This is a genomic window from Aeromonas sp. 102P, from assembly GCF_051920345.1.
Lineage (GTDB): Bacteria > Pseudomonadota > Gammaproteobacteria > Enterobacterales > Aeromonadaceae > Aeromonas > Aeromonas veronii.
In genome coordinates this window covers 57,103-77,406 of the sequence record NZ_JBQBCZ010000001.1, presented here as the reverse complement: position 1 = coordinate 77,406, position 20,304 = coordinate 57,103, and the positions used below count along the sequence as shown (strand labels likewise).

The 20,304-nt window shown below is 59.3% G+C and carries 16 protein-coding genes, 4 tRNA genes and 1 pseudogene; 12 read left to right on the top strand and 9 right to left on the bottom strand.

The annotated features are described in order from the left end of the window. Positions 1-137: 137 nt before the first annotated feature. The 6 genes from plsY to ACTG1K_RS00325 all read left to right on the top strand — a co-directional run bounded on the left by plsY (position 138) and on the right by ACTG1K_RS00325 (position 2,492). Positions 138-800: a glycerol-3-phosphate 1-O-acyltransferase PlsY gene (plsY, locus tag ACTG1K_RS00350; protein ID WP_139405176.1), complete on the top strand. Its 663-nt coding sequence runs from the start codon at positions 138-140 to the stop codon at positions 798-800. A gap of 47 nt (positions 801-847) precedes the next feature. Continuing rightward, a tRNA-Phe gene (locus ACTG1K_RS00345) sits at positions 848-923 on the top strand. Between the two features lie 52 nt (positions 924-975). Next, positions 976-1,051, top strand: a tRNA-Thr gene (locus ACTG1K_RS00340). 3 nt (positions 1,052-1,054) lie between these two features. Further along, positions 1,055-1,130 (top strand) — tRNA-Phe (locus ACTG1K_RS00335). An 8-nt stretch (positions 1,131-1,138) separates the two neighbouring features. Then, positions 1,139-1,214 (top strand) — tRNA-Asn (locus ACTG1K_RS00330). Between the two features lie 105 nt (positions 1,215-1,319). Further along, the gene (locus ACTG1K_RS00325) at positions 1,320-2,492 is read left to right on the top strand and encodes a CD0519/CD1768 family membrane protein (protein WP_040068962.1); all 1,173 of its coding nucleotides are present in this window, start codon (positions 1,320-1,322) and stop codon (positions 2,490-2,492) included. Positions 2,493-2,568: 76 nt separating this feature from the next. Here the strand turns inward: ACTG1K_RS00325 and ACTG1K_RS00320 are convergent, their stop codons facing one another. Further along, entirely contained in the window at positions 2,569-3,261 is a 693-nt protein-coding gene (locus ACTG1K_RS00320) for a B3/B4 domain-containing protein (protein WP_058058653.1), read from the bottom strand. Positions 3,262-3,706: 445 nt separating this feature from the next. Between ACTG1K_RS00320 and ACTG1K_RS00315 the strand changes: the two genes are divergently transcribed. Further along, positions 3,707-4,162, top strand: coding sequence for a hypothetical protein (locus ACTG1K_RS00315; RefSeq protein ID WP_440004690.1), 456 nt, complete (start codon positions 3,707-3,709; stop codon positions 4,160-4,162). Between the two features lie 75 nt (positions 4,163-4,237). Here ACTG1K_RS00315 and argH read toward each other — a convergent pair whose 3' ends face one another. The 5 genes from argH to argC all read right to left on the bottom strand — a co-directional run bounded on the left by argH (position 4,238) and on the right by argC (position 9,885). Further along, entirely contained in the window at positions 4,238-5,623 is a 1,386-nt protein-coding gene (argH, locus tag ACTG1K_RS00310) for an argininosuccinate lyase (protein ID WP_440004689.1), read from the bottom strand. A gap of 210 nt (positions 5,624-5,833) precedes the next feature. After that, positions 5,834-7,069: an argininosuccinate synthase gene (locus tag ACTG1K_RS00305; protein ID WP_440004688.1), complete on the bottom strand. Its 1,236-nt coding sequence runs from the start codon at positions 7,067-7,069 to the stop codon at positions 5,834-5,836. Positions 7,070-7,137: 68 nt separating this feature from the next. Continuing rightward, a complete protein-coding gene (locus ACTG1K_RS00300; protein ID WP_421388006.1) occupies positions 7,138-8,049 on the bottom strand; it encodes an ornithine carbamoyltransferase in 912 nt (303 codons plus the stop codon). Between the two features lie 25 nt (positions 8,050-8,074). After that, a complete protein-coding gene (gene argB, locus ACTG1K_RS00295; protein ID WP_421388008.1) occupies positions 8,075-8,854 on the bottom strand; it encodes an acetylglutamate kinase in 780 nt (259 codons plus the stop codon). Positions 8,855-8,877: 23 nt separating this feature from the next. Continuing rightward, positions 8,878-9,885, bottom strand: a complete 1,008-nt coding sequence (argC, locus tag ACTG1K_RS00290; protein WP_440004687.1) for an N-acetyl-gamma-glutamyl-phosphate reductase — start codon at positions 9,883-9,885, stop codon at positions 8,878-8,880. Positions 9,886-10,156: 271 nt separating this feature from the next. Between argC and argE the strand changes: the two genes are divergently transcribed. Then, entirely contained in the window at positions 10,157-11,302 is a 1,146-nt protein-coding gene (gene argE / locus ACTG1K_RS00285; RefSeq protein ID WP_440004686.1) for an acetylornithine deacetylase, read from the top strand. 231 nt (positions 11,303-11,533) lie between these two features. Continuing rightward, positions 11,534-14,167, top strand: coding sequence for a phosphoenolpyruvate carboxylase (gene ppc, locus ACTG1K_RS00280; RefSeq protein ID WP_440004685.1), 2,634 nt, complete (start codon positions 11,534-11,536; stop codon positions 14,165-14,167). Between the two features lie 371 nt (positions 14,168-14,538). Here the strand turns inward: ppc and ACTG1K_RS00275 are convergent, their stop codons facing one another. Both ACTG1K_RS00275 and ACTG1K_RS00270 read right to left on the bottom strand, forming a co-directional pair. Next, positions 14,539-15,114 carry a hypothetical protein gene (locus tag ACTG1K_RS00275; RefSeq protein WP_236288798.1) on the bottom strand — a complete coding sequence of 192 codons (576 nt, stop codon included), beginning with the start codon at positions 15,112-15,114 and terminating at the stop codon, positions 14,539-14,541. A 225-nt stretch (positions 15,115-15,339) separates the two neighbouring features. Further along, the gene (locus ACTG1K_RS00270) at positions 15,340-15,657 is read right to left on the bottom strand and encodes a DUF6968 family protein (RefSeq protein ID WP_005355042.1); all 318 of its coding nucleotides are present in this window, start codon (positions 15,655-15,657) and stop codon (positions 15,340-15,342) included. A 349-nt stretch (positions 15,658-16,006) separates the two neighbouring features. On the opposite strand from ACTG1K_RS00270, the pseudogene ACTG1K_RS00265 reads away from it, so the two are divergent. Then, positions 16,007-16,896, top strand: a pseudogene (locus tag ACTG1K_RS00265) (diguanylate cyclase). Between the two features lie 471 nt (positions 16,897-17,367). Continuing rightward, positions 17,368-18,642 (top strand): amino acid permease, encoded by a 1,275-nt coding sequence (locus tag ACTG1K_RS00260; RefSeq protein WP_101530032.1) that lies wholly within the window; start codon positions 17,368-17,370, stop codon positions 18,640-18,642. 66 nt (positions 18,643-18,708) lie between these two features. Here the strand turns inward: ACTG1K_RS00260 and ACTG1K_RS00255 are convergent, their stop codons facing one another. Continuing rightward, positions 18,709-19,347: an exopolysaccharide biosynthesis protein gene (locus ACTG1K_RS00255; RefSeq protein ID WP_425854673.1), complete on the bottom strand. Its 639-nt coding sequence runs from the start codon at positions 19,345-19,347 to the stop codon at positions 18,709-18,711. Positions 19,348-19,597: 250 nt separating this feature from the next. Here ACTG1K_RS00255 and ACTG1K_RS00250 point away from each other — a divergent pair, with 250 nt between their 5' ends. Next, the gene (locus ACTG1K_RS00250; protein WP_425854719.1) at positions 19,598-20,221 is read left to right on the top strand and encodes an outer membrane beta-barrel protein; all 624 of its coding nucleotides are present in this window, start codon (positions 19,598-19,600) and stop codon (positions 20,219-20,221) included. Positions 20,222-20,304 lie beyond the last annotated feature (83 nt).

Here is a 20,304-nt window from a genome sequence, read left to right as displayed (position 1 = left end):
CTTGATGGGCTGTGATGACAGCGCAGGGATGCTGGCCGGGCAACAGGCTTGCCGAGGCGCTCTGGGTGGGCATGGGCCCATGCCAGCGTATGTGGCCCGCATCATACCCCATTCATATCGTGGTAAAAACGACCAAGATGACGGCCCTGACGATTTTGATGATTATTCTGGCCTACCTGGGTGGTTCACTATCCAGTGCTGTGCTGGTCTCCCGTTGCTCCGGTCTGCCCGACCCGCGGGATCATGGCTCCCACAATCCGGGGGCAACCAATGTGCTGCGCCTCGGTGGCCGGATGGCGGCGCTGGTGGTGCTGCTGCTTGATGTGCTCAAGGGCACTGTGCCTGTCTATCTCGCCTGGTATCTGCAGATCAAACCCGTTTACCTCGGCTTTATCGGGGTCGCCGCCTGTCTCGGCCATATGTACCCCATCTTCTTTCATTTTCGTGGTGGCAAAGGAGTCGCCACGGCACTGGGGACCATGATGCCCATCGGTTTCACCATGGGGGGCGCCGTGATAGGTACCTGGCTGCTGGTGCTGCTGGTGAGCGGCTACTCCTCGCTGGCCTCCATCATTACCGTGCTGCTGACGCCGCTCTTTACCTACCTGCTCAAACCCGAATATACCCTGCCAGTCTCCCTGCTCTCCTGCCTCATTCTGATCCGCCATCACGAGAACATCTCCCGCCTGCTCAAGGGGGAGGAACCCAGAGTCTGGGGGCGAAAAGGCGCGGCCTGTGCCGAAGAAGTGGCAGAAATGGACGATGTTGCGCAAAAAAGAGACGAACGAGACAAAAAGTGAAATTTCCCGTTGACCATCTGCCTTAAAATCCGTTTAATAGCGCCCACGCCCAGATAGCTCAGTCGGTAGAGCAGGGGATTGAAAATCCCCGTGTCGGCGGTTCGATTCCGTCTCTGGGCACCAATTTTGGTGCCATGAAATAAAAAATTTGTTCATGCACAATGGTTTAAAGTGTGCCGGCTTAGCTCAGTAGGTAGAGCAACTGACTTGTAATCAGTAGGTCACCAGTTCGATTCCGGTAGCCGGCACCATTTGCCCAGATAGCTCAGTCGGTAGAGCAGGGGATTGAAAATCCCCGTGTCGGCGGTTCGATTCCGTCTCTGGGCACCAATTACAATTCCTCCTTAGTTCAGTCGGTAGAACGGCGGACTGTTAATCCGTATGTCACTGGTTCAAGTCCAGTAGGAGGAGCCAATTCAAAAAGCCCTTGTCGCAAGACAAGGGCTTTTTTCTATTTGGCGCAGCCATTTTTTAACCATAAAAACAACCACACACGCACAGATGAACCGCAGGATAGATATGGAAAATCATGTAGTTATAGAGTCAAAGGGGCGACTTGCCGCCATTCGGAACTGGATGGAACCCGTGCTGGTGCTGCTTATTCTCGGCAGCCTGTTCGGTTACCTCGGCAGCCAGATGGGCCTCTCTGCCATGGTCAACACCCTGTTCAATACCGCCCACCAGCTGCTGCTCAATACTGTGCTCTTTATCATGGGGATCACGGTGCTCTCCGGTGCCCTGAGCCAGCTGTTGAGCGAGTTCGGGGTGATCCGCCTGCTGGAGGTGCTGCTGGCCCCCCTGATGAAGCCGGTGTTTCGTCTGCCCGGTCGCACCGCCCTGGCTGCGCTGATGACCTTCTTCTCCGACAACCCGGCGGTGATCAGCCTCGCCAAGGACAGCCGCTTTCGCAAAGGTTTCACCCCCTGGCAGCTGGTGTCGCTCACCAACTTCGGCACCGCCTTTGGCATGGGACTGATCGTGGTGACCTTTATGGCCACCTTGCAGCTGCCGAGCGGTGAATCCACCGCCAGCGCGGCGCTGATCGGGTTGCTGGGGGCTCTGGTGGGCTCGGTGGTCTCTACCCGACTGATGCAACGGATGATCCGCCCCTTGGTGGGGGAAGTGCTGAACGATGACGCTGTATCGTCCGATGGCCGCAAGGTAGGGGTGACCAAAGAGGCGGCTCCCGGCTGGCTGCGGATCCTCAACTCTCTACTCGATGGCGGCAAATCCGGTGTGGAGCTGGGGATGGCGGTGATCCCCGGCGTGCTGATCATCAGTACCTTCGTGATGCTGCTCACCTTCGGCCCGGGCGACAAGGGCTATACCGGCGAAGCGTTTCAGGGGGTTGCCCTGCTGCCGGTGCTGGCCGCCAAGGTGAGCTGGCTGTTTGACCTGCTGTTTGGCTTCCAGCAGCCGGAGCTGGTTGCCTTCCCGGCTACCTCCCTCGGTGCGGTCGGTGCCGCCATGTCACTGGTGCCCCCCTTTATCGCCAAAGGGTGGATCACCGGCAACGAGGTCGCGGTGTTTACCGCCATGGGGATGTGCTGGAGTGGCTTCCTGAGCACCCACACCGCCATGCTGGATGCCCTCGGCTATCGCCACCTCACCTCCCGCGCCATTGTCGCCCACACGGTCGGCGGCTTGTGCGCCGGGGTGGCGGCTCACCAGCTCTATCTACTGCTGGGCTGAGCAGGGTGAAAAGAGAGAGGGGCGCTGTGGCGCCCCTCTCTGTATCTATCGGTGACGAGTTGGCTCGTCCTTCTATTTACTCAACATCGCCGAACAGGCTCTGTGTGATCACCGCTTCCGGCATCATCTCCCGCAGTCCGGCGACCAGTTTTTCCCCCGCCTCATGCAGCGCAGCCAGCGGCATCTCGGGCAGGCTCTCCAGAATAAACCACATCTGGCCCGAATCGACACTGAGTCGGGTACGCACACCCTGCCGCCAGTTCCAGCGCCGACAGGTAACCCCCTTGTCATCCCGCCAGACCACCTCGCCGGGTTCCGGAGATTCGTGTGCGGGTTCGCCCCCCTTCATGGTATCGAACTGCTCGCTGCCATCGGCTATCACCAGTCGCGGTAGTCCCTCATAAGCAAGCAGGTTTTCGCCCCCCACCGGAATGGCGTAGCGGATACTGATGGCGTTGTAGAGATCGACCACGGGATCGATGGCGGGCAGGTTGCCGTCGCGGGCGACCCGCTTTCTCAGAGCCTCGGCGGAACAGGGAGTTCGCTGCGGCTTGGCGCCAAATTTTCTGAACAGCTCGCCCCAGGCGGCGAGATGCGCCTCTGCCCACGGCACATCGGCGGTCAGCATGGCGGTGCAGGCTTCATCAAGGGCGCGCGCCCCCACGTTCGGGTCGACCACGGCGGCGGCCTGCACCGTGATGCTCAAAGCGCGAAAGCCGGGAGCCAGCTGGCTGACTTCGGGGGAGATATAGGGGGTGATCAGGGACATAGCGACTCCATAAACGAAAGAGGCAGGGAGAAGGCGGCTGCCGGCCAGCATTGCGGTGACGGCAAATCCGGTTTGAGAGCCATCTTGCGCGAACATATTAGATAAGAAAATTCACATGATCTTAATAGCCATAAGTTTCATGAATGAAAAATGACGTAATCGAGGGGATGGCGGGCATGTACCGGCATATAGCGAAGAGGAGCCCTGCCGCCTCCGGTTTGCTGCGGCAATGCCCCTTTGCCGCTTCGATCTGCAGCGGCAGCCGCTGGCCGCTCGGCTCTCTTGTGATGACCTCAGCCGCAATGCCCACTAACACAAGGCGGCGATTCAAATCACTCGGTGGCTCAATGGGTTGGTTTCGCCCTGTGCTGTTCACTAAATTTTGGCCCCGCTTATGCACTCCTCTTGGCAACACCATCAAGGGTCGTTGTCGCGGAGAGTTATCATGATCAGCAGCCTGCTTCCCCTTGCCTCGATCGCTCTCAAGCTGGGCAGTCAGCTGCTCGGCAGCAGTGCCAAACCTGAGTCTGTGCAGCAAATCGTGCAGGAAGATCGCCTCGCCCCTACCGTCCAGAGTTTGTTCCAGCGACTTGGTATCAAGGATGCCGACAACGAGCAGAACCGCACTGCCATCAACCACTTTATGGGGGAGCTGATGCAGACTCTGGGGCAGGAGAATGGCGGCCAATCCCTCCCTGCCGCCATCGATAGCGCCCGCAACCAGCTGGCGAGCGGCACCCAGAGCACCCGCCTCGATGCGCTGCAAAGTGAACTCGATACCCTCAAGGGCACCCTTGGTGCCAGCAATCTCAACCTCGACCAGCTGCTCGGCGCCTTTAAACAGACCTTGCCCAATGGCAAGGGGGAGGGGGTTGGCAAGCTGCTAAATGCCAGCGCCTGAACGGCGGTGAGCAATAAAAAACGGCAACCTCGGGTTGCCGTTTTGCTTTCAACTTTGGATGACAAGCCGGTTGGCTTAACCCACCCGCTTGGCCAGCCACTGTTCGGCGGCGGTAAGGGCCGCGTCTACCTGCTCGCGGGCAACGCCGCCTTTGGCAACCCGCTTGGCCAGGGTCGCTTCCAGTTCCAGATTGGGGTAGACGTCGAACTCGATCACCGGGCTGAAGCGCTGGAACTCGCCGATGGAGAGCTCCTCCAGCGGGCGGCCCACGCTGATGGCAAAGACCACGGTTTCGCCGACGATATGGTGCGCTTCACGGAACGGAATCCCCTTGGCCACCAGATAGTCCGCCAGCTCGGTGGCGTTGGCGTAGCCGCCTTGCGCCGCCGCCATGGTGCGCTCGCCGTTGACCTTCAGATCGATTAGCACCAGCGCGGCCATATCGAGGCAGTCGTGCCAGGTGTCGAGGGCATCGAACAGCCCCTCCTTGTCTTCCTGCATGTCCTTGTTGTAGGCCAGCGGCAGCGCCTTGAGGCTCATCAGCATGCCCATCTGGGCGCCGACCACCCGGCCGGTCTTGCCACGAATAAGCTCCAGCGCATCGGGGTTTTTCTTCTGCGGCATTAGGGAGGAGCCGGAAGTAACCGCATCGGAGAGCTCGACAAACCCAGCCTCGCCGGTGTTGTAGAAGATGAGGTCTTCGGCAAAGCGCGACAGGTGGGTCATGGAAAGGGACGCCACGTGCATCAGTTCCACCACGTGATCCCGATCCGAGACCGAATCCAGACTGTTGCGGGTGGCGCCACCAAAGCCCATGTCGAGCGCCAGCGCTTCGCGGTCGATGGCATAGGCAGTGCCCGCCAGCGCGCCGCAGCCGAGAGGGCTGGTGTCGAGGCGTTTGAGGGCATCCTGCAGTCGGGAGTAGTCCCGCTCCAGCATCTCCACATAGGCCAGCGCCCAGTGGGCGTAGGTGACCGGCTGGGCCCGCTGCAGGTGGGTGTAACCGGGCAGCACGGCGGCCTGATTGGCGCGAGCGGAGGCGACCAGCCCCTGTTGCAGGGCGGTGATGGAGCCGAGCAGCAGCTCGCCCTGTGCCTTGCACCAGAGTTTGAGGTCGGTGGCGACCTGATCGTTGCGCGAGCGGCCGGTGTGCAGTTTCTTGCCCAAATCGCCGACGGCGGCAATCAGTTGGCTCTCGACCCAGGAGTGGATATCTTCGGCATCCGAATTGAGGATCTGCTGGGGATCCTGCTGCACCGAGGCGAGAAGCACTTCCATCGCCTGTTGCAACTTGCCCTGCTCATCGGCGGTCAAGACGCCCACCTTGACCAGCGCTTTGGCCCAGGCCATGGAGCCTTGAATATCCTGCTCCGCCAGCCGGTAATCGAACCGCAGCGAATCGTTGAACTGCTTGAACCGGCTATCGGCTCCCTGACTGAAGCGTCCACCCCAAAGTGCCATACTGCTCTCCTTGAATGCGTTGTCGGCGGCGCCCTGGCCACCGAGCTTGAAATCGTGCCCTGTTTTTCTGCGAGTCTGTTATCTCACAGAAGCGGCCGGGGCGCTGCCGCTCTTGTCACACCCGCTGATGATGGGTCAGGGGCTATGCCCTCTGCCTGTAGAAGAGGGGGCCATGCCCCCTCAACGGAATCAACGGGTTATCTCGTTTGCTTAGCCGTGGGTATGGTCGCCACCGATGGCCTGATGCTGCTCCTTCATGGCGCGGATCCGGCTGGCCAGGGTGTAGAGACGGATAAAGCCTTCGGCATGGCTCTGGTCATACACTTCATCGGCGCCGAAGGTGGCGAAGTCTTCGGAGTAGAGGCTGTTCGGCGACTTCTTCTGCACCGCTGTGACCTGACCCTTGTACATCTTCAGCACCACTTCACCGTCCAGATCTTCGGCGATGGCGTTGGCCGAGGCGAGGATCGCCTTGCACAGCGGGGTGAACCAGCGACCGTCATAGACCAGATGGGAGAACTCGGCACCCAACTTCTCCCGCCAGGCGCGGGCCGGGCGATCCAAGACCAGCTCTTCCACGGCGCGCAGCGCGGCGACCATCACGGTACCGCCCGGGGTCTCGTAGCAGCCACGGGACTTCATCCCCACCATCCGGTTTTCGGTGATGTCGATGCGGCCCACGCCGTGCTTGCCAGCACGCTCGTTCAGGGTCATCAGGATCTGGTGCGGGCTGAGCGGCTGGTCGTCAACGGCCACCACTTCACCCTGCGCCACGGTCAGCTTGACGTACTCCGGCTGATCCGGAGCCTGCTCGGCCGGTACGGTCCACTGCCAGACCGCTTCGGAGGGCTCGTTCCAGGTGCTCTCCAGCTCGCCACCCTCGGTGGAGATGTGCCAGGCGTTGGCATCGCGGCTGTAGATCTTCTTCAGGGTCGCCTTGCAGGGGATGTTGCGGGTCTCCAGATAGGAGAGCAGATCTTCCCGGGAGCGCATGTCCCAGATCCGCCACGGGGCGATGACTTTCAGCTGGGGCGCCAGCGCAGCGACCGCACCTTCGAAACGCACCTGATCGTTACCCTTGCCGGTGCAGCCGTGGGAGATGGCATCAGCCCCTTCCGCCAGCGCCGCTTCGACCATCGCCTTGGCGATCACCGGACGGGCCATGGAGGTGCCCAGCAGATAGGTGCCCTCATAGACGGCGCCGGTCTTCAGGGTCGGGTAGACGTACTCTTTGACGAACTCTTCCCGCAGATCCTTGATGATGCACTTGGTGGCGCCGGAGGCGATCGCCTTCTGCTCGATCCCTTCCAGATCGTCGCGCTCCTGACCGACGTCGGCCACGAAGGCGATGATTTCGGCGTCATAGTGCTCTTTCAGCCAGGGAATGATGGCCGAGGTATCCAGTCCACCCGAATAAGCCAGTACGATCTTGTTGATTCCGCTCATGTTACTTCTCTCCGTGATGATTCGATGATGATTCAATAAAAGTGTCGTGATTCAGGTTGAGTACCGCGTTACTTGCCACCCAGAAGGGTCAGCAACACGGCGTTCTGGATATGCATCCGGTTTTCGGCCTCGTCCATGATGAGGGAGGCGGGGCCATCCATCACCTGCGAGGTGATCTCCAGCTCGCGATGGGCCGGCTGGCAATGCAGCACGTGCTGGATGCCGGTGCGGTCGAGCAGGGCCTGGTTGATCTGGTAAGGCATAAAGAGGTCTTTGACCTGCTCCATCGGGGTGTTGTCACCCATGGAGACCCAGGTATCTGTGTAGGCCACGTCGAACCCTTCGATATCCGCCACGTCATCGCTGATGTGGATGGTTGCCCCCGACTTGGCAGCCAGTGCCTGCGCCTGCAGGAAGATCTGGGTATCCGGGCCGTGGCCTTTCGGGCAGATCAGGGTCACGTCGGTGCCTAGAGTCGCCCCCAGCAGCAGCAGAGAGTGGCTGACGTTGTTGCCATCACCGAGGTAGGCAAGCTTCACCTTCGACAGGTCGTCGTAGTGCTCGGCAATGGTCATAAAGTCGGCCAGCCCCTGACAGGGGTGGTAGAGGTTGCACAGGCTGTTCACCACCGGCACTGTGCCGTGCCCCGCCAGCTCGACCAGAGTCTGGTGATCGAACACCCGAGCGACGATGGCATCACACCAGCGCGACAGGTTGGCGGCGAAATCTTTCACCGACTCCCGCTTGCCCAGCGCGCCGTTTTGTTGATCCAGATAGACGCTGTGGCCGCCCAGTTTGGCGATGCCGATGTCGAAGGTGACCCGGGTACGCAGGGAGGGTTTCTCGAACAGGGTGACCACGCTCTTGCCGGCCAGCGCCTGGCTGTACTTCTTCGGGTCGGCTTTCACTGCTTTGCCCAGCGCAATCAGCGCTTCAATCTGGGCTTTGTTCAGATCACTGTCTTTCAGAAGATGTTGCATCGGATATTCCTTGTTCCGGTGGAGATCAAATGGCTACCTGGGTGCCGACCGCGCCGCCAGCCAGCAGCTTGAGCAGCTGATCCGGGTAACGCCAGCTGGCGACACAGACCGGCTTGCCGAGGGTCTCGGCGGCGTGCAGGGCCGCTTCTACCTTGACCGCCATGCCGTCCGTGATCACCCCTTTCTCCATCAGATCCAGCGCGGTCAGCTTGTCGAGCTGGGGCACCAGCTTGCCCTTGCCATCCAGGATGCCGCTTACATCGGAGAGCATCACCAGATCGGCACCGAGCGCCTCGGCAATGGCGGTGGCCGCCTGATCTGCGTTGACGTTCATCAGCTGCCCCTCGGCTGTGATGCCGATGGAGCTCACCACCGGCAAGAAGCCCTGACCGAGGATGCCTGCTACCAGTGCCGGGTTGCCCGGTTTGCACTCGCCGACCGCGCCGAGATCCGGGTCGAGCTGGGTCACCTGACACAGGCCGCCATCTGCCAGACAGAGCCCCACCGCCGGAATGCCGGTGGCGATCGCCTTGGCCATCATCTGCTTGTTGGCTGTGCCCGCCAGCGCCCCGGCAATAAAGGGGATCTGCTCGAACGGGGTCACCCGCAAGCCATTCTTCTTGGTGGAGGTGAGACCCAGCCCCTTGAGCAGGTCATCCACCAGACAGCCACCGCCGTGCACCAGCACCAGCGGACGGTGCTGATCGTCGAGAAAGGTTTTGAGGGTGGCGAACAGGGCGGTCAGCGCCTCGTCGTTCTCGATAAGGGCACCGCCCAGCTTGATTACCAGAGTCTGCTTGTTCATCGTTGCAATCCTTCCTTGAGTCCTTAAATCAGGCCGGTGGCCGGTTCAAATCCGAATTTGATATTTATGCACTGCATGGCCTGGGAGGCGGCGCCCTTGAGCAGGTTGTCGATGGCGGATACCACCACCAGCATGTTGCCCTGCTGTTGCCAGGCGATATCGCAGTAAGGGGTGTTTGCCACACCGCGAATAGAGGGCATCTGGCCGGTGAGGCGCACCAGCGGCTTGCCTTCGTAAGCCTTGAGGAAGGCCTGATCCACCTGGGTCGGCGTCACGCCGTCCGCCAGCTGCACATAGATGGTGGCCAGAATGCCGCGCACATAGTTGCCAAGGTGGGGCTGGAACAGCACCTCCTTGCCGAGGTGGTGGCTGATCTCCGGCTGGTGTCTGTGGTTGAAGGTGCCGTAAGGGTTGAGGCTCACTTCGCAGAAGCTGGTGTTGATGGCCGCTTTGCGACCGGCGCCGGAAACCCCGGAGACGGCGTTGATGATGGGCTGCCACCCCTTGGCAATCAGGCCATCCTGCTGCAGCGGCTTGAGGGCGCACAGCGATGCTGTCGGGTAGCAACCGGGTACGGCTACCAGCTGGGCGCTGGCGATGGCATCGGCATTCCACTCGGCCAGACCGTAGGCGGCCTGATCCAGCCACTGTTCGCTGTCGTGGGTGAATCCGTAGAAGCTGTCGTAAAAGCCCTGATCCTTGACCCGGAAGGCGCCGGAGAGATCGAACACCGGCAGCCCCTTGGCGAGAAACTTGGGTGCGAGCTCGGCGCTCACCTCGTGGGCGGTGGCCAGCAGCACCAGATCGGCCTGGGTCAGGATCCGGGTCATGCCGTCGTCGTCCAGCGGCAGCAGCGGCTGATCGAGGGCACCGACCCACTGGGGATGCAGGGAAGAGAAGCGCTTGTGGGCATCCTGACTGCCGGCCGAGACATAGAGGCCGAACAGTTTGAGTTGTGGATGATTCTGTACCAGTGCGGCCAGTTCGGCTCCCGCGTAGCCACTGGCACCGACGATAACGGTGTTAAGCATGTTGAATATTCCAAGTCAGAGTTCGAGATTCACAGCATGACGCTGCAGTGCACAAGGGTGTTCGATCGCCCCTTTGCACAAGTGCGGAGGGGCAATTCAGGCGGGTGTGTGTCGTCGGTTATAGATCAGGTGACAGAACATTAACTTTCCCTTACAACTAGAAGCCTTTGTTGATGAGCCAGATATTCAGGTAAAATTACAGAATATTCATGCACTCACTTTGCATTTGTATTTTCTAACAGAAACATTCCGGGGACGCAAGGAGGAGCTGATGGCCAATCTGGATTTTTTTTCACTCTACAAGAATATTATTGCGATTCCCTCTATCAGCAGCACGGATCCCAAGTGGGATCAGAGCAACGAGGCGGTGATCCGGCTGCTGGCTGACTGCTTCGGTCAACTCGGTTTTCAGTGCGAGGTGACGGCGCTTCCTGATCTGCCGGGCAAATTCAATCTGGTGGCGACGATCGGTCAGGGAGAGGGCGGTCTGCTGCTGGCGGGCCACACCGATACGGTGCCGTTCGATGAGGGGAGCTGGAGCAAGGATCCCTTCAAGGTGACCGAAGAGGGCAACCGTCTCTATGGCCTCGGCACCATCGACATGAAGGGCTTCTTCGCCTTTATCGTCGAGGCGCTCAAAGAGATTGAACTCACCAAGCTCAACAAGCCGCTGCGTATTCTCGCTACCGCCGATGAAGAGACCACCATGGCGGGGGCCCGCGCCATCGCCGCGGCGGCCGAGCTGAAACCCGACTACGCCGTGATTGGCGAGCCGACCGGACTGGTGCCGGTGGTGGCCCACAAGGGGCATATGTCGGAGGCGATCCGCATTACCGGCAAGAGCGGTCACAGCTCGGATCCCGCCAACGGCGTCAACGCCATGGAGATCATGCACAAGGCGATGGGGCAGGTGCTGCGCTTGCAGCAGGATCTGAAAGATCGTTACGCCGACCACCGCTTTGCCGTGCCGCAGCCGACCCTGAACCTGGGTTACATTCAGGGGGGCGACAGCCCGAACCGCATCTGCGGCTGCTGCGAGCTGCATATCGACCTGCGACCCACCCCGCAGGTGGGGCCAGACGAGTTGATGGGGATGCTCAAAGAGGCGCTGTCGCCCATCGAGATCCACCAGCCCGGCTGCCTGCATCTGCAACACCTGCACGAGCCGATCCCCGCCTACGCCTGCGCCGATGACTCTGTGCTGGTACGCGAAGCGGAGAAGGCGAGCGGTCGCGCCGCCGAGTCGGTCAACTACTGCACCGAGGCGCCGTTTATCCAGCAGCTTGGCTGCGAGACCATAGTGATGGGCCCCGGTCATATCACCCAGGCGCACCAGCCGGATGAGTATCTCGACCTCTCCTTCGTCAAGCCGACCACCTCGGTGTTGCAGCACCTGATCAGACGTTTTTGCCTGTAGCGGCGGCGGTGAAAGGGGCGTAAAAACTGTAAGTAAGTTACATAACAAGCCGGTTGTGGAGTGGTGATGGAAATACATGTTCTGAATCGGCCTGTTATTTGACCTTGCGCAGACAATCTGGGTAGATTGTCACCCTAAGATGACGGAGCATATGTTGTAATCGCACAACAATAAGTGAGGTCGTCTAGCACCCCGGATGGGTGTCAGGCACCAACAAGATAAGGATGTGGAATGAACGAAAAGTACGCCGCACTACGCGCCAACGTAGGTATGCTGGGTCAGCTGCTGGGTAAATCCATCAAGGATCATCAGGGTCAGGCCTTTCTCGACAAGATCGAAACCATTCGCCAATTGGCCAAGTCCTCCCGCAAGGGCAATGAATCAGACCGGGAACGTCTGCTCGATACCCTGCGCACCCTGAGCGATGATGAACTGCTGCCGGTGGCCCGCGCCTTCAGCCAGTTCCTCAATCTGGCCAACGTGGCGGAACAGTTCCACACCATCTCCCGTCGCTGCGAAGAGCAGGTCTGCACCCCGGATCCGCTGGAGCAGATGTTCGACAAGCTGAAAGCCTCCAACCTGTCGCAAGAGGCCATCATTCAGGCCGTGCGCGAGCTGGATATCGATCTGGTGCTGACCGCTCACCCCACCGAGGTGACCCGTCGCACCCTGATCCACAAGCACGTACAGCTCAACGACTGCCTCGAGGCGCTGGAGCTTTCCGACCTGCTGCCCCGCGAGCGGGACAAGATCCTCAATCGCATCGAGCAGCTCATCAATCAGGCGTGGCACACCAACGAGATCCGCGAACAGCGCCCGACTCCGGTCGACGAGGCCAAGTGGGGCTTCGCCGTGGTGGAGAACAGCCTGTGGCCCGCCATTCCCGAATTCATGCGCAATCTGGACGAGCGTCTGCAACACCATCTGGGTGTGCGGCTGCCGCTGGATGCCGCGCCGGTCAAGTTCACCTCCTGGATGGGCGGTGACCGCGACGGCAACCCCTTCGTCACCGCCAAGGTGACTGCCGAAGTGCTGGAGCTGGGCCGCTGGATGGCGGTGAGTCTGTTCTACAAAGACATCAAGGAGCTTACCTCCGAGCTCTCCATGTCCGACTGCACCGACGACGTGCGTGCTCGCGTTGGCGATCACCCCGAGCCCTACCGTGCGCTGGTGCGCGAGCTGCGTGAAGCGCTGCGCGAAACCAAGGAGCACCTCACCGCCAAGGTGCAGGGCCAGGTGAGCGAGAGCCAGGATCTGGTCAAGACCACCGCTCAGCTGCGCGAGCCGCTGGAGCTCTGCTACCACTCATTGCATGCCTGCGGCATGGGCAACATCGCCGACGGCATGCTGCTGGACGTGCTGCGCAAGGTCGCCTGTTTCGGCATCCATCTGGTCAAGCTCGATATCCGTCAGGATGGCGAGCGTCACGGGCTGGTCTTCTCCGAGCTGACCCGCTATCTGGGTCTGGGTGACTACGCCGAGTGGAGCGAAGATGACAAGCAGGCCTTCCTGCTTAACGAACTGAACTCCCGTCGCCCGCTCATTCCCCACGACTGGGAGCCGAGCGCCGAGGTGCGCGAGACACTGGATACCTGTCAGGTCATCGCCCAGTACGACCCCGATGCGTTCGGTATCTACATCATCTCCATGGCCGGTGCGCCGTCCGATGTGCTGTCGGTGCAGCTGCTGCTCAAAGAGGCTGGCTGCAAGTTCCGCATGCCGGTCGCCCCGCTGTTTGAAACCCAGGATGACCTGATGGCAGGTACCGCCGTGATGGAGCGCCTGCTCTCGGTAGACTGGTATCGCGGCTACATTCAGGGCCGTCAGTACGTGATGATTGGTTACTCCGACTCTGCCAAGGATGCGGGCATGATGGCCGCTGGCTGGGCCCAGTACGCCGCCATGGAATCCCTGGTGGGGCTGGCCGAAGCCAACAACATCCGCCTCACCCTGTTCCATGGCCGTGGCGGTACCGTCGGTCGTGGTGGTGCGCCAGCACATCAGGCCATCCTCTCCCAGCCGCCGGGATCCCTGCGCGGCGGTTTGCGTACCACCGAACAGGGGGAGATGATCCGCTTCAAGTTCGGTCTGCCGAAAGTGGCGATCAAGAGTCTGGAGCTCTACACCAGCGCCGTGCTGGAAGGGAACCTGCTGCCACCGCCCAAGCCGAAAGAGTGCTGGCGCGAGGTGATGGAACAGCTGGCCGCCGACTCCTGCGATCACTACCGCAGTATCGTGCGCGGTCATCCGGACTTCGTCCCTTATTTCCGTGCCGCCACCCCGGAGATGGAGCTCGGCAAGCTGCCACTCGGCTCCCGTCCCTCCAAGCGCAAGCCCAACGGCGGTGTCGAGAGCCTGCGCGCCATTCCGTGGATCTTCGCCTGGACTCAGAACCGGCTGATGCTGCCGGCCTGGCTCGGTGCCCACAAGGCTCTGCAACAGGCGATCGACGGTGGCAAGCTGGCGGTGCTGGAAGAGATGAGCGCCCAGTGGCCCTTCTTCCGCACTCGCCTCGAGATGCTGGAGATGGTGTTCCTCAAGGCGGACGTCTGGCTCGCTGAGTACTACGACACCCGTCTGGTACCGCAGGAGCTGTGGGGCCTTGGCAAACAGCTGCGTCAGGAGCTCGCCGAATCCATCGAGGTGGTGCTGAAGCTGAGCCCGCGCGGGGATCTGCTGGAGGATCAGCCCTGGATCAAGGAGTCCATCAAGCTGCGCAACCCCTACACAGACCCGCTCAACGTGCTGCAGGCCGAGCTGCTCAACCGCTCCCGCAACCACCCGGAGACCCTGCACCCCGAGCTGGACAAGGCGCTGATGGTCACCATCGCCGGTATTGCCGCAGGGATGCGTAATACGGGTTGATAAATATTACCAAACAGGTCTTAAATAAAAAGAGCGCATAATATGCGCTCTTTTTATGGCTAGTTTATTTTGTCAGCTTCATTTAAATAGAGAGTTTTAAATCATCCTGAAAACTAATGGCTGGATGTAGAAAATTATATAGCAACCTAGTATTGCATCATCACAACGCACCAGAGTAGAACGATAGTTAACCTTTAAAATAACTGTAAATACAATAAAGGTTAAACATATCCAGGCTGAGAAAGTACCCGAGAGATAATTAAATAGTATTGAACCGCTTGAAATTAGTAGCAGTGCAATTCGATGGGCAAGGTTGTTGCTTAAAAGAAAGGGTGCTACAACGGCCGCTATCAATGTGACGATCATCATCACTAGTGACATGAGGCACAGCCACCGCTTGCTGCCAGGCCAGCACTGCCTGAAGCCATCATGCCTGCGACACCACTTCCCATGATGGGGCTTAACCTACCGGTAACGGCACCACCAAATGCACCTGCAGCAATCTCTCTCATGCTGGCATCAGGATTGTTGGCAATGACGCCCATCGCCCCCATAACGGCCCCGCCGCCTGCCCATACCAATGCGGGTGCCGCTCTCTTGTTACGCTTGCTTTCATTTATATCTCTTATAACGATAAAGCTATCGTGCTCTATGCTGATAACTACCTTGGTTGAATTTGCGATTGTTGATATGGTATCGACATCAACAAATTCACCAGGGTATATAACAGTTGGATTTGAATTTTTGTCTTCTATTTCAATGTATCGACTCGAAAGGTTTACCACCGTGATGTTTTCTTTGTTGAAATTGATGCAATACTTTCTATCGGCATTAATAGAGTAATTTTCACCAGCGTGTAGTGTGTTGCAGTTACTCAATGGGCAAGTATTGGCATTGGCACTTGAAATACTGCACAGCAATAATGCTGTGGTTAAACAGAGCTTCATCCACTATCTCCAGAGTGGTTCATTTGGAAATTAACCATTGATTAAATGAGAATTATTGTCAATTGTTTTTTGGATGCATGCTATTGATTTAATTGTCAAATTTTCTGACAGTACCCTTGGCATTGCGGGTTGTGGGGCAGCACTTGCCTATGATGAGCTCGTTGTCGATGAAAGGGATATTGTGGGAGCTGGGCTGCACCCCATGCTCCCTGAGTTGACCTTGGGCTAGAGCGCCGGGAAGTAGCAGGCGCTCATGTCGATGGGGTGATCGGGGCAATTGGGCAGATAGAACTGCCAGCCCGCATCGGAGAAAGCGCGCAGTTCGGTTTCGACAAACTTGATGGCGAGGCTCAGGGCCTGCAGGCTGTCGATGCCGTAGATAAAGGTCTTGTCGCTCAGCCCTGCCAGCTTCACCTTGCAGCGCCAGTCACCGCTGGCGGACTTGGGATCCGGCTCGGGGGCCTTGATGGCGATCTTGAGGGTGAGCTGTTCCCCTTCGGTGCTGATAGCGTCGAAGCGGGCGGTAACGATGGCGTTTTTCATCTGGCGATTCCTTTTCCGTGGTACAGCCCCTGCGGTTGCGGGTGGCTGGCATTCCTGATGGCTGATGAGGTGAAAACTGGACTCAGGACGGCCAGCGTAAATGAACTTGTGAGTTGAAACAATGGGATATGCGTGACCGGGTGAGGGGGCTTTCGCCGCCGTGAGCGAGCGCAGTGGCGGGAGTAGCAACGCGCTGGCCACAGGTGGTGGCCGAGAGGCTGGCAGGCTGCTAGATGTAAAGGATTGTTGGCTGTGGCCGCAGATTTTTCTGTTCTGCCGATGAGGGCGAGTGAGTCCTCTTGAGGCAGAATATCTCCCCCCTGTTTGACGTTGAAGTACAGGAGTCTCCGTGGCGCTTTCGGTAACCCAGCTTTATGAAGTGATGGCCCAGCTGCCAGATCCCGTCTTTATCCTCAGTGAAGATGGCTATTACGTGGAATATATCGGCGGTATGGAGCAGCAATCCTATCACGACGGCAATCCGCTGGCGGGCAAGCAGCTGGCCGATGTGCTGCCACCCGAGATGGCCATATGGGTCAAGGCGCAGGTAGCCGAGTCGCTGGCGAGCGGTCAGGTGCGGGTGGTGGAGTATGAGCTCTCAGCAGCCGAGGTGGGGGGATCAATGCCGCCGCCGGGCCGCAAGGGATACAGCGTTTTGAGGGCAAGATTGCGCCGCTGCCCTCCCTCTATGACGGCAAGCGGGCGGTAGCCTGGGTGACCCGCAATATCACCCGCCAGTACGAGTTGCAGCAGCGACTGCTGCGCCAGAGTGAAACCGACCAGCTGACCGGCCTCTACAACCGTCGCTACTTCTTCGAACACTGTCAGCCGCTGCGGGCAGGGGAGGTGCCCTGTGGTCTTATCATGCTCGACATCGATCACTTCAAGCAGCTCAACGATCGTTACGGCCATCAGCAGGGAGATCGGGCCTTGCAGCGCTTCAGTAGTTGTATCGATGCCCTGTTGCGGGCGGACGACCTCTTTGTACGCAGCGGTGGTGAGGAGTTTCTGATCCTGCTGCCGGGGATCGATGAAGCCGGTTTGCAGCAGATGGCGGAGCAGATCCGCGCCGCCGTCGAAGCGCTGCCTGCCGATCCGGTCGCCATCACGGTCAGTCTGGGCACAACCCTGGTGCAGCCGGAGGAGGATATCAATCAGGCGCTGGCTCGGGCCGACGAGTGGCTCTATCGGGCCAAGCGGGCAGGCCGCAACCGGGTGGCGCACTGCCCGGCAGGTTGAAAGTGCCGCTCCGGTCGCTGTTGGAAATAGCCTGCGCTTTTACCCTGAATAAATTGGCTGACATCACTATCAATTAGTAGAAAAGTTGGCCGTATTATTTAACTCATATTCCACAGCTTAAGGTGTTAATATTATCGGCCTGATCGCTGGTCTTATTTATGTTGTTGGGCAACAGCATGAGGTTTTATCGGTATGTTATCAAACAGGTTTGAATCGGGTTTTGGGTGACGAATGTGATACATCCTGTTGTCTTTTGAAACATTCCGATTCAAACAGTCATGAATTATTAACCTTGACCCGGATTGCGATTTCAACGATGGTAGCGTGGCAGCTCCGTTTCTCTCCGGTGGCCCTGTTGGCCGCTGGCGGCGTTGTTTTTTCATGTGCAGGGCGATATGCAACGACATATCTCCAGCCTGTTATTCGGGCCAATAAAAATAATGATGACAGATTAATAAGGTATATATTGCAATGAGTGTTTCTATTGCTGAAAAGAGTAACCCTGTTTCAAAATTGAAATGGGAGAAAAGCGATTCGGTATGGACCATGGGCCTATATGCCACTGCTGTCGGTGCCGGTACGTTATTTCTCCCTATTACTGTTGGCAGTAATTCCCCAGTTATTTTGCTATTTATTTTATTGCTGGCTTTTCCGCTCTCTTATTATTCCCACCGGGCATTGAGCCGCTTTGTGCTCTCCAGCTCCCATCGGGAAGGGGATATCACCCATGTGGTGGAGGAGCACTTCGGTGCCAAGGCGGGCAAACTGCTGATGCTGGTCTATCTGATGGCCTTCTACCCCATCATTCTGGTCTACAGCATCTCCATCACCAACGCGATCCAGAGCTTCGTGGTTCACCAGCTGGGGGATGCCGAGCTGCCGCGCGGCTTGCTGGTGTTGGGGGTGATGCTGGGTCTGCATCTGGTGCTGCTGGCCGGCAAACAGATCGTGGTGTCGGCCATCAGCGTGCTGGCGCTACCGATGGTCGCCTTTCTGATTGGCCTCTCCATCTATCTGCTGCCACAGTGGAGCCTCTCCTATTTCAGCGAGAGTCAGGCGGTGGACTGGCGTGATCCGGCGTTCTGGAAATCACTCTGGCTGATCGTGCCGGTGATGGTGTTTTCGTTCAGCCATGCGCCCATTATCTCCTCCTTCAGCGCGGCGCAGAAAAAGCGCTGTCAGGAGAGTGCCGACCTGCGTGCCAAGCGGATCATCAAGTACAGCAGCATGCTGATTTGTGGCAGCGTGCTCTTTTTCGTGGTGAGCTGCGTGATGAGCCTGAGTCAGGCCGAGATGGCGCTGGCCCGCACCGACAATATCTCCGTGCTGTCGGCGCTGGCGAACAAGTTCTCCAATCCGCTGATCGCCTATGTGGGGCCGCTCATCGCCATTCTGGCCATGTCCAAATCCTTCCTCGGCACCTCCATGGGGGTGAGCGAGGGGACGGTGAGCATGGTGAGCGGTGCCTGTCAGGGGCTGGGGCTCTCCCTCAAGGAGTCAACCATCGCCCGGGTGTCATCGGTGATCCTGTTTATGGTGACCGCCGTCATCACCTATCTGAACCCCAACGTGCTCGACATCATCGAGCGCGTCAGTGGCCCGCTGATCGCGGTGATCCTGTTTCTGCTGCCGGCCTGCTCCATCTATCGCTTGCCCGCACTCAAGCGTTATCGCGGGCCGAGTACCCTTTTTGTGTTGGTGATGGGGCTGCTTGCCATCTCGGCCCTTATCTACGATCTGCTTTGACCGGGCGGTATCCCGCACAAATCAAAAAGGGCGACCATCTGGTCGCCCTTTTCCTGTGCATCGGGGTTAGCCGAGCAGGCCGCTGGCGCTCTGGCCCGCCATCAGCAAGCCGATGGCCAGCACGCTGAACCAGACCAGGGTTGCGCTTACCAGCAGATAGCCGCTGGCAACGAACAGACCGTCCCGCTGCAACATGCCGGTGGCCAGCAGCAGGATGGCCCAGGCAGGCATGGCGTTGGTGAACGGGATGGCGCCCAGGGGCAGCATCAGCAGCAGGGCTGCCAGCATGATCAGCAGGCCGTTGCAGCGGTTGACCGTGTTGCTGCCGGTCAGCACCAGCAGGCGTGGGCGGATAACGCGATCGACCCGGGCCAGCAGATCCGCCCCCTTGTGCAGGGTCGGCTTGAGCTGGTCGGCGGCGAAGCGGCGCTCCATCAGCATGGCGGGCAGCCAGGGCACCCGATTGAGGGTGATGCCGATCCCGATAAAGAGGATCAACAGGCCAAACGGGGTGCTGACCCCGGGAATGGAGATCGGCAACAGAAAGGGGACGGTGAGCAGCACGCAAAACAGCAGCATCCCCTGCTCGCCCACCAGCGCGAGCATCTGGCGCAGGCTGATGTGGCTCTCGTCGATGGCGTGCGCGGTGGCCCGCAGGGTATCCGCAAGGGTAGTTTTGGGGTCGTTGAGTTGCGCGGCAACCATTCCCTGATGTCCTTTTGAGTAGTGATAACGGGCCCCGATGACCCGATTTGGCGCCAGCATACGTGGCAGAGGTTAACCGTCGATGAATGGTGGCGGGGCGCATAGCGGTGCCAGTGGGGCGGCTCGGCGGAGGTTCCGGCGAGAGGGAAATCCCGCGATGAAAGTGATCCGGTACAGCCGCCGTTTAGGATGGGCCTAGGACGCCTCTGGTATGCTTTCTGCACAATCACACAGGGAGCAGGGGATGATGATGAAGAGAGCCGGGATAGCGATGATGGGGCTGTTGCTGCCACTGGGGCAGGCCTGGAGTAGCGAGGCCTCGACCACATCCGGTTGGCAGGTGACGCCATTTTTCGGCTACAGCTCAGCCATCGACTTCGAGAAGAGTGACGATGTGGTGCAGCCGGTGCCGCTTTCTGCATCGTTTGATTCACTGCAGGGACAGGGCTCCGGCAGCTGGGGCCTCTTTATCAGCAAGGAGGTAGATGATCCTGGCATGATCGAGCTGCTCTACAGCCATCAGTCCACCACCCTCTCTCCCGACCTGCCGGATCGCCTGACGGTGGATACTTTGCACTTTGCCGGTGCGCTGACCCTCTCTGACAACCTGATGGCGCCCTACATCGGCGCCGGGATCGGGGTGACCCGATTTGCCGCCTACGACAGCGAGGTGACCCCTTCCATGTCGCTGGCGCTCGGGGTGCAACCGCGCCTCGCCGAGCATCTGGCCCTGCGGGCCGAGGTGCGCGGTTATGGCTCGCTGGTCAACGACAACAACCAGTTTCTCTGCAACCCGGAGCAGTGCGTGTTCAAGGTGCGCGGGGAGCTGGTAACCCAGTGGCAGGCCAATATCGGTCTTACCTTCCGCTTTTAGACGGGGGACTTTCCCCATGAAACAGGGGCCCTTGGGCCCCTGTTTCAGCAGCAATGTTCCGTCTTGATCGGTAATCAATCGGT

What these genes read in the sequence shown, in the direction of transcription:
- ppc (WP_440004685.1), top strand. Translation starts at nt 11,534, where the DNA reads ATGAACGAAAAGTACGCCGCACTACGCGCCAACGTAGGTATGCTGGGT.
- argH (WP_440004689.1), bottom strand. Translation starts at nt 5,623, where the DNA reads ATGGCACTTTGGGGTGGACGCTTCAGTCAGGGAGCCGATAGCCGGTTC.
- ACTG1K_RS00250 (WP_425854719.1), top strand. Translation starts at nt 19,598, where the DNA reads ATGAAGAGAGCCGGGATAGCGATGATGGGGCTGTTGCTGCCACTGGGG.
- argB (WP_421388008.1), bottom strand. Translation starts at nt 8,854, where the DNA reads ATGAACAAGCAGACTCTGGTAATCAAGCTGGGCGGTGCCCTTATCGAG.
- ACTG1K_RS00320 (WP_058058653.1), bottom strand. Translation starts at nt 3,261, where the DNA reads ATGTCCCTGATCACCCCCTATATCTCCCCCGAAGTCAGCCAGCTGGCT.
- ACTG1K_RS00315 (WP_440004690.1), top strand. Translation starts at nt 3,707, where the DNA reads ATGATCAGCAGCCTGCTTCCCCTTGCCTCGATCGCTCTCAAGCTGGGC.
- argC (WP_440004687.1), bottom strand. Translation starts at nt 9,885, where the DNA reads ATGCTTAACACCGTTATCGTCGGTGCCAGTGGCTACGCGGGAGCCGAA.
- ACTG1K_RS00260 (WP_101530032.1), top strand. Translation starts at nt 17,368, where the DNA reads ATGAGTGTTTCTATTGCTGAAAAGAGTAACCCTGTTTCAAAATTGAAA.
- ACTG1K_RS00255 (WP_425854673.1), bottom strand. Translation starts at nt 19,347, where the DNA reads ATGGTTGCCGCGCAACTCAACGACCCCAAAACTACCCTTGCGGATACC.
- plsY (WP_139405176.1), top strand. Translation starts at nt 138, where the DNA reads ATGACGGCCCTGACGATTTTGATGATTATTCTGGCCTACCTGGGTGGT.
- ACTG1K_RS00325 (WP_040068962.1), top strand. Translation starts at nt 1,320, where the DNA reads ATGGAAAATCATGTAGTTATAGAGTCAAAGGGGCGACTTGCCGCCATT.
- ACTG1K_RS00275 (WP_236288798.1), bottom strand. Translation starts at nt 15,114, where the DNA reads ATGAAGCTCTGTTTAACCACAGCATTATTGCTGTGCAGTATTTCAAGT.
- ACTG1K_RS00300 (WP_421388006.1), bottom strand. Translation starts at nt 8,049, where the DNA reads ATGCAACATCTTCTGAAAGACAGTGATCTGAACAAAGCCCAGATTGAA.
- argE (WP_440004686.1), top strand. Translation starts at nt 10,157, where the DNA reads ATGGCCAATCTGGATTTTTTTTCACTCTACAAGAATATTATTGCGATT.
- ACTG1K_RS00305 (WP_440004688.1), bottom strand. Translation starts at nt 7,069, where the DNA reads ATGAGCGGAATCAACAAGATCGTACTGGCTTATTCGGGTGGACTGGAT.
- ACTG1K_RS00270 (WP_005355042.1), bottom strand. Translation starts at nt 15,657, where the DNA reads ATGAAAAACGCCATCGTTACCGCCCGCTTCGACGCTATCAGCACCGAA.